The 11,620-nt window shown below is 61.3% G+C and carries 12 protein-coding genes; 2 read left to right on the forward strand and 10 right to left on the reverse strand.

What is annotated here, in order from left to right; genetic code table 11:
- The first annotated feature begins 440 nt into the window (after positions 1–440).
- Positions 441–812, forward strand: coding sequence for a hypothetical protein (locus AC13RE_RS26595; RefSeq protein ID WP_488565209.1), 372 nt, complete (start codon positions 441–443; stop codon positions 810–812).
- Between the two features lie 6 nt (positions 813–818).
- Here the strand turns inward: AC13RE_RS26595 and AC13RE_RS26600 are convergent, their stop codons facing one another.
- From AC13RE_RS26600 to AC13RE_RS26640, 9 genes are all read right to left on the reverse strand, one after another.
- The gene (locus tag AC13RE_RS26600; RefSeq protein ID WP_488565156.1) at positions 819–1,136 is read right to left on the reverse strand and encodes a hypothetical protein; all 318 of its coding nucleotides are present in this window, start codon (positions 1,134–1,136) and stop codon (positions 819–821) included.
- A 266-nt stretch (positions 1,137–1,402) separates the two neighbouring features.
- Positions 1,403–2,035, reverse strand: coding sequence for an outer membrane protein (locus AC13RE_RS26605; RefSeq protein WP_488565157.1), 633 nt, complete (start codon positions 2,033–2,035; stop codon positions 1,403–1,405).
- Between the two features lie 385 nt (positions 2,036–2,420).
- Positions 2,421–3,638, reverse strand: coding sequence for an MFS transporter (locus AC13RE_RS26610; protein WP_488565158.1), 1,218 nt, complete (start codon positions 3,636–3,638; stop codon positions 2,421–2,423).
- A gap of 148 nt (positions 3,639–3,786) precedes the next feature.
- A complete protein-coding gene (locus AC13RE_RS26615; protein ID WP_488565159.1) occupies positions 3,787–4,851 on the reverse strand; it encodes an ABC transporter ATP-binding protein in 1,065 nt (354 codons plus the stop codon).
- Positions 4,848–5,777, reverse strand: coding sequence for a PfkB family carbohydrate kinase (locus AC13RE_RS26620; RefSeq protein ID WP_488565160.1), 930 nt, complete (start codon positions 5,775–5,777; stop codon positions 4,848–4,850). The genes AC13RE_RS26615 and AC13RE_RS26620 overlap by 4 nt, the downstream gene beginning before the upstream one ends.
- Complete coding sequence (locus AC13RE_RS26625; RefSeq protein ID WP_488565161.1) at positions 5,778–6,800, reverse strand: SIS domain-containing protein; 1,023 nt, start codon at positions 6,798–6,800, stop codon at positions 5,778–5,780.
- Positions 6,797–7,642 (reverse strand): carbohydrate ABC transporter permease, encoded by an 846-nt coding sequence (locus AC13RE_RS26630; RefSeq protein ID WP_488565162.1) that lies wholly within the window; start codon positions 7,640–7,642, stop codon positions 6,797–6,799. The genes AC13RE_RS26625 and AC13RE_RS26630 overlap by 4 nt, the downstream gene beginning before the upstream one ends.
- Positions 7,642–8,526: a carbohydrate ABC transporter permease gene (locus tag AC13RE_RS26635; protein WP_488565163.1), complete on the reverse strand. Its 885-nt coding sequence runs from the start codon at positions 8,524–8,526 to the stop codon at positions 7,642–7,644. The genes AC13RE_RS26630 and AC13RE_RS26635 overlap by 1 nt, the downstream gene beginning before the upstream one ends.
- 74 nt (positions 8,527–8,600) lie before the next feature.
- Positions 8,601–9,839 carry an extracellular solute-binding protein gene (locus AC13RE_RS26640; RefSeq protein WP_488565164.1) on the reverse strand — a complete coding sequence of 413 codons (1,239 nt, stop codon included), beginning with the start codon at positions 9,837–9,839 and terminating at the stop codon, positions 8,601–8,603.
- 231 nt (positions 9,840–10,070) lie between these two features.
- Between AC13RE_RS26640 and AC13RE_RS26645 the strand changes: the two genes are divergently transcribed.
- Entirely contained in the window at positions 10,071–11,273 is a 1,203-nt protein-coding gene (locus AC13RE_RS26645; protein ID WP_488565165.1) for an ROK family transcriptional regulator, read from the forward strand.
- Between the two features lie 3 nt (positions 11,274–11,276).
- Here AC13RE_RS26645 and AC13RE_RS26650 read toward each other — a convergent pair whose 3' ends face one another.
- Positions 11,277–11,612, reverse strand: coding sequence for a DUF6665 family protein (locus AC13RE_RS26650; protein WP_488565166.1), 336 nt, complete (start codon positions 11,610–11,612; stop codon positions 11,277–11,279).
- Between the last annotated feature and the right edge of the window lie 8 nt (positions 11,613–11,620).

Genomic DNA, 11,620 nt, shown 5'->3' on the forward strand with positions numbered 1-11,620 from the left:
TCAGGACAATAACCTTAAGGGTGAGCAACGCGAACGGTTCAAAGCCTGCCCCAAAACCAAATACAAAAAGGCCCGCATCCAGCGGGCTTGTTCTATTTGGCTACGCCTCCAGGAGTTAACCCCTCGCCAGCGCCCCGCAAGCAGCCAAAGCCCCCGCACCGGTACAGAAAACCTTCAAAGCCTGCCCCAAAACAAAGCTCATCCCTCCCAAGAACAATATCCAGGGCGGGAAGACCTCAGCTTCAATGGCTATGCTAGAGCGTCGGTCGATAAAACTAACCATAACCGAGAGGCCGCAGGGAAGGTATCCGCCAGATCCTTGAGCGCCAGACAAAAAGCGGCTGACGCCGGAAGGCGCAATGCTGCCGTAATCCATGAAACGTACCTCTGCCTGCGATCTCTCTCCAGTTGCAAAGGACGTTCTGATGACTGCCATTCGCATGAAGCAGCTCCTCCGTGGAATTGCTGCGCTCATAGTCCTGCTGATTCTGTCGGCCTGTGCCTCGCAGATCATGAAGAGCTATATTGGCGCGCCGATCAGCAGCGTGATGCTGGACTATGGTCCGCCGGACAATGTCTATGATCTAGGCTCGGGCGCGCGTGCCTATCAATGGCGCAAGCAGAAGACGCAGGTGGTGTCAGGCCAATCCAGCGGCGAAATCCGGGATACACGTCGCGGCAAACGTTATGAAGTCACCGAAACGCCCGGCTATGTCGAGCATACGGAATGTTTCTACACCTTCTATACCCGAGGCTCCGGTTCCGATTGGTATGTAACGAGTTTTCGCCAACCTTCGCTTGAATGCGAATAAATCCCTCTAGCGGCGGGAAGCCGGATAATTCCGCTGCTCGCAAGGGACCAACTCAATCCCGACTTGGTCGTCAATTTTGCCCCATGGCCATCGCCATGGGGCATCCCTTTTCCACCAGGCAACGAAAATCAGCAATGCCGTCGGGACGATGATCGCCGTGGTGTAGTCGATTGGATGACTATCCGCATTAGGCCCGTCGACGAAGATAAAGGCCATCAGCACCAGCGCATAGATAACAAGCGCCATCCAGCCCTGCCAGCAGCAAGGCCGGCCGGCTCCGTAACCATAGGCTTTGACATGGAACCACGGGGCTTGGTGTCTCATGCGGTCGGATCCTTCGGTGGATCAGTCATCGCTCCGCTGCACTTTTCCACCGGGATTGTCCGGCAACTTTCGGGCAACCACAAGACCGCCGATCGTGCGAAACGCGATGGCAGCGAATGGTTCGATTGCGTAAGCATGACGCGGCTGACTTTCATGATCGAAAGCGGCGAAAGCGCTGATTTGGGGTTCGATCAGCCATCCTCCGCCGCTCTCCGTCAGGCCCGCCTTGGCTTGAAAAAAGCGTGCCGACCTCTGCAAATCGGCGATCAGAAGCGATAGTTCAGGCCGGCCTTGATGACGTGATCGCGCAGATCGGTCTTCGACTTGCCGCTCGATGTCGTCGTGGAGACGTCGTTGGTCATGACGTAGTTATATTCGATCTTGGCCGTCAGACCGCCACCGAATCCCTGTTCGACGCCGCCGCCGACAAGATAGCCCTGCTTCCAGCCGGTCGAGGTGGAAACGCCCTTGCCGCCTTCGAATTTCGTCATCGTCAGACCCGCGGTGCCATAGACCAGCGTGCGGTCGAAGGTCAGGCCGGCCTTGGCCTTGGCGGCGCCGCGGAAGCGTTCTTCCACCTTGCCGTTCGGTACGTGCAGTTCGTTGTTTCCGAGATAGGAGCCTTCCAGTTCGGCGCCGACGATGCCTGGCCCCACCTGGAAATTGTAGCCGGCTTGCACGCCGCCGGTCAGCCCCTTGCCGCTGGCGAAAGGATTGAACTTCGGCGAGGCGATACCGCCATGGGCGCCGAAATAGGCGCCGCTCCACTGAAAGGCCGGCGGCCTGTCATAGGCGGAGGCATCCGGCGCCTGGTAGGTGGTGAGATCGGCGGCTGATGCATTGTTTGCGGCCGCTATGGCCAGAGCCGCGAACAGGAAAGATTTTACGCTGAGCGACATTGCTAACTCCATACGAAACCCATGCGCCACTATCGACGCTCGCAAGGTCTCTGTTGCGTTGGAGAACCGGACATCGGTTCCTGCTGTTCTCCGGGACAGACCGCCTTGGGGAACGGGTCGTCTTCAGGAGATGGAGGTCATTTTGCCGGTGAGAATTGCGAGTACATTGCAGGGTTGAAAATGTTCAGAAATTATCTAGTATTTTAAGATAGTTGATCGGACTTCCTTAACTCTTTGTTAAGGTTTAGCAGTCGGAGGATCGCGATGGGTATGCAGGACCTTCGTCCGTTGGCTTGATGATGGCGTCTCTATCAATCTCGATCGCGATGTTCATTTCCCGACCGATTAGCGTCCTTGCGCGCAGTCTACCCGCCCATCCTTCGTTTTAGTCGACTGCTTGCGGCTCCTCGTAATGAACGGATTCCAGCCACGCCGCGCCGACGGCCGCGCCCAGCGACAGCAAGAATGCCAGAAAGATGCAGGTCGTGCGAAATGAGGTCAAACCCATCGCAGCGCCCGTCAGCATGTATTCGACCGGCAGGAATAGCAGAGCGATCGAATAGGAAAGACCCATCACATGGAGTCGGCAGTCGCGTGGCGGCCTCAATTGCAGGATCGCGACGAAGGCGGGTGAAAGCCAGCCGTTCGCCAATCCGGCGACGAGACCGGCCACCATCATCGTCATCGGCGAAATCTCGATCCATAGAATGCCCATCGAAAGCGCCAGGCCGAGCAGAGCCTTGGAAACGATAGCCGTAGGCGCCGGTAAGACATGGCGCGATGCGAGATGCAGGTTCATCATGATCGTGCCCGTCGCCGATGCTGCAACGAAGAGCCCGAGCCACGCCACCGATTCGCCCTGCAGGCGCAAGGCGGCCGGCACGATAAAAATCTGCAGTACCATGAAGAAGCCGAGCGCCGCGCTTGCGCAAAGAGCGAATGGCAAAGACACGGCTGCAGTGCGGAACCGCCTGCCGGCGTGGAGGATATCGCCAAGCTTCGGCGCTGGCCCCAGCCGGAACCGTGGCAGGCTGAAGGACAGCAGCACCATGGCGATGAAATTGCCGATTACGATCCACCATGCCGCATCTTTCGGGTCGATGACGGCAATGATGAAAGCGCTGGCGGCAGAAGCCGTCAACAGCAAGAGGCCATCGATCGTATCGTCGATGGAAACCGCTGTGGCTGATGACAGCCTCGAAAGCCGGGCGATTTCCGGCGTCTTTGCCTCTGTGGCGACAGTTGCCGGGCCGTCGAGGATCGACCCCGCGAAGCTGAGAAGGAGGAAGGTGCCCGGATGCAGGAAATCCGCCATATAGAGGATCGCGATCATCAGCGACGCCAGCATGCCGATCTTCGCGGAGATGAGCGCGGTGTGGCGCGTGCCCAGCATCTCTGCCACATAACCGCCAAAGACCATGCCGATCAGAAGAACCATGCCGTTCACGAAAGCGATCAGCGCCATGCACACGACGCTGCGGGTGAGATCGTACATGATCCAGGGATAGAGGACGGCTGCAAAGGCATGGCTGGAATTCAGAGCGATATTGCTCAATTGAAGCCCGACGAAAGGCCATCGCACGCGGCGTTGAAGTTGAAACATGGCTCTTTCCTGACGATCATCTGCATCGTCAGGTTCGGCGCTCCGCCTTGCGGCAACATTACGGAAATAAAATTATTGCAGGCGAGCTCCGGGGACCACAGCGGCCGCCTGCGCACCCTCAGCGATCATGTCTCCAGGGTGCGAAGATCTATTCGCAGCGCTGGCCGGTGGCGCGATCGAAGAGATGCAGCGCGCCGGCATCGAAGCCGAGTTTGAATTTCTGTCCTTCGGCAATCACTGTGCGCGGCGGCAGGCAGGCCATCAGCCGCTGCGAGCCCGCCTGCGCTGTCACGATCAGTTCGGGGCCGGTTAATTCCGCGACTTCGCATATGGCTTCGAGCTTGCCGCCCTCATCGAGATGCAGTGTTTCCGGCCGGATGCCGATGACCAGCTCCTGGCCTTGGTTGATCGGCGCTTTCGTCGACGGCAGCGGCAGGGTGATCGAGGTGCCGTCGATGCGCAGCGAACCCTGGTCAGCGGTCGCGTTCAAAAGGTTCATCGGCGGCGCACCGACGAAGGTCGCGACATAGAGCGTTGCCGGATGATTGTAGATTTCGTCCGGCGTGCCGAGCTGCTCGATCCGGCCGTCGCGCATCACGGCGATGCGCGTTGCGAGCGTCATCGCCTCGATCTGGTCGTGCGTCACATAGACGACGGTGGTCTTCAGCATCTGGTGCAGGCGCTTCAGCTCCGTGCGCATTTCCATGCGCAGCTTGGCGTCGAGATTGGAGAGCGGCTCATCGAAGAGGAAGACCTCCGGCTTGCGCACCAGCGCCCGGCCGATCGCCACGCGCTGACGCTGGCCGCCGGAAAGCTGGCTCGGCTTGCGCTCCAGCAGCGCTTCGATCTGCAAGAGCTTCGCTGCCTCGCGCACCGCCTTGTCGCGCTCTGCGGCAGGCACCTTGCGCATTTCCAGGCCGAAGCCGATGTTGCGGTGGACCGAGAGGTTCGGATAGAGCGCATAGGACTGGAACACCATGGCGATATCCCGATCCTTCGGGTGCACGCCGAGCACGGAACGATCGCCAATGCGGATATCGCCGCTGGTTGCCTCGGCAAGGCCGGCGATGATGTTCAGAAGTGTGGACTTGCCGCAGCCGGACGAGCCGAGCAGCACCAGGAACTCGCCGCTTTCAAGCGAAATATCGATGCCTTTCAGCGTCTCCACTTCGCCGTAGCTCTTGCGGATGTTCTGGATTTCGAGCGCGCTCATTGAACGGCCTCCTCGGATGCTTGGGCCGGGCCGTAGCTGCGCGGCAGAGTGGAAATGGCGCGGGAAGCGACTGCGGTCCCCGCCGAAAGGCAGGCCGCAATCGGCTTTCCGCGGGCAAGGGCGGCCAGGAAGCCGGAATTGAAGACATCGCCGGCGCCGATTGTATCGACCACTGTGACTTTTGGCGCCGTAGCCGAAACGAGCCTGCCGTCAGCATCGATGGCGATCGCGCCATCCGGACCGCGCTTGACGACGAAGATGGCACCTTGAGGCATTAACGCATGGAGCGCGCGCGCGGCTTCGGCAGGGTCATCCATGCCGGCTAAGGTCGTCGTCTCGACTTCGTTCATGAGCGCCACGCCGCAGCGGGAAAGCCAGCGCCGCGTGGCATCGCAATTCTTTTTAGTCCAGCCGTCTAGCGGCCAGCCTGTGTCGAGCGCGACGGTGATTCCATGCTTGTCAGCCCAGTCGAACAACGCATCGTAATCCCGCGTGAGATCCTCGGTGAGGAAGGCGCCGCAGAGCAGCGCATAGCCGCCGGCAAGTTTCCCCCCGTCGAGAACCGCCAGCACGTCGCCGAGATTGAAACGCGGCAGATGGCCGCGCGTTGTGAAGAATGTGCGCTCGCCATCGGGGTGGGTGATGCCCACCGAGAGCGTCGTCCCCTCGGGACGTACCGGCCATTTGCTGCTGCGCGCACCAAAGGCTTCGCTGAGCCAGCGTCCGAACTGATCGCTGCCGACATTGGCTGCGATCTCGTAATCGACGCCGAGGCCTTCCCAGGCAAGCGCACTATTGCCCGCCTGGCCGCCGACGCGCACCTCGTCGTGATCGACGATGATCTCCGTGCCGGCCTTCGGCCATGGTGCCGCCGGCCCGAGGATCAGGTCGATATTGACGTCGCCGATGACTGCAAGCGGCTTCATTCATTCGCTCCGGGTGATTTTGGTCGAGCGAACCGGCGTGCCGGCATTCTCCACCCGCTCGTCGGCAAAGGCGATCATCAGCGACTGGGCGACGGGCAGCATCTGGAAGATGGCGGCAAGGCCGGTTTCCGGCTTGAAGCGCAGCGTGACGCAGCCGGGCACCGGCTCTTCTTCGGAACCATCGAAGACGATAACCGGCGCGCCGGTTTCGAGCGCGGAAACGGTCATGGCCGTCACGAGGCCGGCCGTCGCATCATTGCCGCGGAAGAGCACGACGCCGACCGACGGGCCGAGCATTTCCATCGGACCATGGCGCAGTTGGCCGCCTTCAAGCGAGAAGCAGGGACGACGGGAAAGTTCGGTGAGGCCGAGCGCCAGCGCCTCGGCCACGCCCTGCAGGCGGCGGCCTGAGGTGACGACCGTCGCGACATTGGCGAGGGCCGCAAGTGCCGGCTTGATATCGAGCGCTTCGGGCGCACGAAGCACGGCGAGCGCTCGAGCCGGATCCTGCCCCAGCGCGGCGAAGATCGCCAGATGCAGCGCGAAGCTGACGGTGAGGCTGCGGGTTGCCGCAAAGGCAAGCTCGGTGCCGCCGGCGCCGACGAGAGAAGGCGCGGTTTTCGCAAGGAAGGAGCCGCCTTCCAGCGTCAGGCCAAAGGTCTCGGCAGTGCCGCCCGTCTCGTTGAACCAGCGCACCACCTCGGCGCTCTCGCCGGATTGCGAGGTCATGAAGATCGTGCGGCCCTCCAGCGACAGCGGCTGGCCGAGCTGTTCGGAGAGCGGCAGCGCGATCGCATCGATGCCCGCTGCGCGATAGAGCGGCTCAACGGCGCGGTTGACGGCGTGCGAGCCGCCCATGCCGAGCAGCAAGAGCTTGCCGGTGCGCTTCAGCGAGGCTGCGGCCTTAGCGGCCATATCGGCGGCAGTGTCAAAGGAAGCGAGCGCATCGGCATGCTGGCGAGCCATTTCGCGGTCGATCGCGGCAAGGCCGGCGGGGCGTGTGTTCTCTTTGGTCATGGTCATCCCTTGACGCCGCCATTGGTCAGGCCCGAGATCAGGGCACGCTGCATGACAAGGCCGATCAGCACCGGGGGCAGGGCGGCCAGCACACCGGCAGTCGCGATCAGTCCGTAATCCGAGACACGGCCGCCGGCCAGATCTGCTATGGCGACGGTGAGGGTCTTGGCGCGCTGATCTGAGGTAAAGAGCAGCGCATAGAAGAATTCATCCCAGGCAAGCAGGAAGGCGAAGAGCGCCGAGGTCGCCATCACAGGCATGGCAAGCGGCAGCGTGATGATCTTCAGCGTCTGGAACAGTCCGGCGCCATCGATCATCGCGGCGGCCTCGATTTCCTTCGGAATGGAATCGAAGCCGGATTTCATCAGCCAGGTCGTGAACGGCGCGAGAATCGTCAAATAGACGAGCGCCAGGCCGAAGACGTTGTTGAGCAGGCTGAGATAGGCAAGGCCCATATAGAGCGGCACGGCAAGGGCCACCGGCGGCAGCATATAGGTGGCGATGACCATGGAAAGTGACCACCCGACGGACGGAGTGCGCGACACGGCCCAGCCGGCGGGAATGGCGAGCGCGATCGCCGCGATGGTCGCCATGCCGGCCACTTCGATGCTGTTGCGAAGCGACGAGGTGAAGGCCGCGCCCTCGCTGTTTTCCAGCGTCGACAGCAGCACTTTGTAGCGTGAGAAATCCGCCGTCTGCGGCCACCAGCGCAGAGGCTTGGCGGCAAGATCGGCAGCCGGCGAAATGCTCATGATGAAGAGCCAGGCGATCGGCGCCAGGATGACGATGGCGAGCAGGATAGCGCAGACATAGATGAAGCAGGTGAAGAGCGGGCTCTTGCGTTCCATCAGGCGGCACTCCCTGCGGTCTTACGGACAAGGGCTGCATAGGCGGCGGCAAGCACCGTGACCAGCAGCGTGACGATGAGGGCAAGCGATGCGCCCGATCCCGCCCGCTGGAAGGAGAAGGCTTCCTGGTAGACGAGGATGGAGAGCGTGCGCGTGCTGTTTGCCGGGCCGCCGCGGGTCATCACCCAGATGATGTCGAACACCTTGAAAGCCTCGATCGTGCGCAGCACCAGCGCGACCATCAATGGCCCGACAAGATAGGGCAGGATGACGAAACGGAAGCGCTTGAAGGGGCCGGCGCCGTCAACCAGCGAGGCGGCGGTGATATCGCGCGGCACGGCCTGCAGGGCGGCCAGCGCAATCAGCGCCACCAGCGGGAAATTCTTCCAGCAGTCGGCAACGATCAGGGCTGTCAGCGCCGTGCCCGGCTCGCCGAGCCAGGAACGATAGGTGTCGAGCAGGCCGAGTTGGGTGAGGGCCGCGTTGAGCGCGCCATATTCGGGATTGTAGATCAGCCGCCAGAGCGTTGCGTTGACGACTGTTGGTAGCGCCCAGGGCAGGATCATCAGCGCGCGCAGCACGCCACGGCCCTTGAAATTCTGATTCAGCAGCAGGGCGGCCAGCACGCCGAGCACCATTTCGGCGGCGACGGAGACGATTGCGAACCAGGCCGTGGTGATCAGGGTGCGCTGGAAATTGGAATTCGCCAGCATCTTTGCATAGTTGTCGATACCGACGAAATTGCCGCCGGTTCCCACAAGCTTCGCATCGGTGAAAGAAAGGCCGACCGTGTCGACGAGAGGCCAGCCGATGACGGCGATCATCACCACAAGCAGCGGCAGCATCAAAAGCCAGGCGCGGGTTGTCATAGAGGTGCCGGACATGGCGGGCCCCTTCTTTCATTCTTCATGGAGGATCTAGAGAGGCGGGCGGCGACTGGCGCCGCCCGATAAGGGTATCAGAGACCGCTATTGTCGGCAGCAGACTTCAGCGCATCTTCCGGAGAAGACTGGCCGAGCAGCGATTCCTGGATCGCCTGCTGCAGTGCGGTCGACAGTTCCTGATATTTCGGCGTCGTCGGACGCGGATACATGGCAGCGAGGCCGACCTTTGCGGCCGCGATCAGTTCTTCCTGGCCTTTTGTCACGGCCGGATCGTCATAGGACGATGCCCAGATCGGCAGGCTGAGCTTGGCATACTGGTTCTGCGTTGCCTGCGAGGTCATGAAAGTGATGTACTTCCAGGCCTCGTCTGGATGCTTGCTGGCAGACGTGATGCCGAGGCCCATCGAGCCGTTGACGGCAGAAGCCTCGCTCTTGCCGGCAACGCCCGGTGCCGGTACGACGCCGACCTTGCCAGCGACCTTGCTGTCCTTCGGGTCATTGGCCATGTTGTACATGTAGGTCCAGTTCAGCGCGAAGGCGGCATCGCCGTTTTCGAAGACCTTGCGGACATCCTCTTCGAGGAATTCCTTGGAGTTCGGGTTGGTGAGGCCGGACTTGTAGCTGGTGACCATGTACTTCAGGGCATCGAGGCCGCCACCGGTCTGGAAGGCCGGCTTGCCGTCCTTGATGAAGTCGCCCTTATAGGCGCTGACGAGCGTCGCGTAGTCGCAGATCGCGGCTTCGGCCTGCGACCAGCTCCAGGCGATCGGGGTGGCGAGAAGACCCTTATCCTTGATGATCTTCGCCTGTTCGTTCAGTTCATCCCACGTCTTCGGCGGCGTCTTGATGCCGGCCTTTTCCAGGATGTCCTTGTTGTAGAACAGATACTTGGTGTCGAGGATCCACGGCATGCCATAGGACTTGCCGTCATACTGGACCGTCGTCCAGGCACCCGGCAGCACGCTCTTCTTCGTATCGTCGGAGATGCGCGAGGAAACGTCGACCAGAACCTTGTTGGTCACGTATTCGGCAGGCCAGATCACATCGAAGAGCACGACGTCATAGCCGCCGCCGGACCCTTGAGCCAGCACGGTCTTGTCGTGCAGGCCTTCATAAGGGACGAATTCGAGATTGACCTTGATGTCCGGGTTGGCCTTGGAGAAGGCATCCGTCATGGCGCGTACGTCGGCTTCGCTATAGGCAGCCTGTGCCATGAAGAGGGCATTGATCGTGGTTTCGGCAAAGGCGTGCGAGGCGAAAGATGCGCCGATCAGCGCTGCGCCGAGCAATGTCTTGTTCAATGATTTCAACATTCCATCCTCCGGTTTTTTGACAGTCACGCGATTTTTCCAACGGCGGCTGAAGCGTCGCCATCGGTTGTCGAGCAGGCAATTGGCCGGGCTGGCCGCCGAACATCGATCGGCGCGTCTCTGAGCCATAAGGCTCCGTTTTGTTCCCTAATGAAACTCTGTGGTTTCTTTTAAGTCAATTGTCTTGACTAATTTGTTCTTCAATATTCTATTGCTGTCAAGAGGCAAAAGCAGATGAACGATATTCGCCCGATCAGGGCTACGAGCGGAACGAACCACGAGGGCACCAGCGCCCATAACCGGCGGGTAATCATCGACGCCTTGCGGCTCAATGGTGCGCTCTCCCGCGCCGATCTCGCGCGCGCCACGCGCCTGACGAAACAGACCGTCTCCAACATCATGGAGGAGCTGGAACACGACGGGTTGGTGACCTCAAGGGAAACGGTGCGCCGCGGCCGCGGCCAGCCTTCGACTCCCTATGGTCTCGTGCCGGAAGGAGCTTTCGCCATCGGCCTGCAGATCGACCGTCACATCACCCGCGCTATCGCCGTCGATCTTGTCGGTAATGTGCTGATACGCAAGGAAGCGAACCTGCCGGTTGGCGGGCCTGTCACCGGTACGCCCGTCGTCCTGCAGCTCGTGCAGGATGTGCGCAGCGAACTGAAACAACGCGTGGCGCAGGCGGAGAAACGCCTCGTCGGCCTCGGCGTGGCGATGCCGGGTCCCTTCGGCATCGAGCAGGAAGATGCCGACAATCCCTGGATGATGGGCGCCTGGCAACGCTTTCCGCTGCTGGAAACGCTCGCCGCGGGCACCGGCCTCAATGTCACCTTGCAGAATGACGCCGCCGCCTGCGCGACGGCGGAGCGCATGGTCGGTGCCGCGCATGGGCTCGATCACGCCGTCTGCCTCTATGTCGGCTATGGTATCGGTGCCGGGTTGATCCTCGGGGGCGAGCTCTATAGCGGCGCCCATGGCAATGCCGGCGAAATCGGCATGGCGCTGCTGACATCAGGCGGAAAACAAACCCAGCTCGAGCATCGCGCGTCGCTGGCTTCGCTCTACGATCACCTCGGCGTCGATCCGATGGCGCCTGATATTTACTCGCTGATCAATGATCGAGCTGCCGCCGACGATCCGGATATTCTCGCCTGGATCGAAAGGGCGGCGATCGATCTGCGCTGGAGTGTCCAGCTCATCGAAACCGTCTTCGATCCGCAAACGGTGATTCTGTGCGGCGGTGCCCCCGTCGCGTTGGCAACACGGCTGATCGCCGCCATGCAGCCGCTGTTGCCCTCCAATGCCGATCGTCCCGACCGATTGCTGCCGCGCCTGCAGCTCGGCATGACCGACCCTTGGGCTGTAGCGCGCGGTGCGGCGGCGGAGCCGATCGGCCACGCCTTCGATCCGCGTTTCCAGGCGATCTTGAAATCCTGATATTCAGGGATGTCTCGGGCTGGCCCCGAGGCGCGCAAGCACCTTGTTCGGAATGCCATAGCGCTGAATGACATCGCGGCCATTGCGCAGACCGCAGATCTCGCGATGGATGAACATTCCCCAGACGGCTTGCGCCGCGATATCCACCAGCCGCTCGTGCTCCACGCCCGCCTTGCCCTTGGCTTCGCCCTCTTGCAACGCGGCAAGCGCCGCTTCCACCTTCATGCCGTGATGGCCGAGCGTGCTGGCGCGTTCCGACATCATCTCATATTCGAGGATGCCGAGGCCGGTTTCCTTGGTTTGCGATGGATTGAAGTTCCGTGGCGGGCGAACTGTCATATCGAGCT

Source organism: Martinezella sp. CNPSo 3959 (assembly GCF_057784355.1).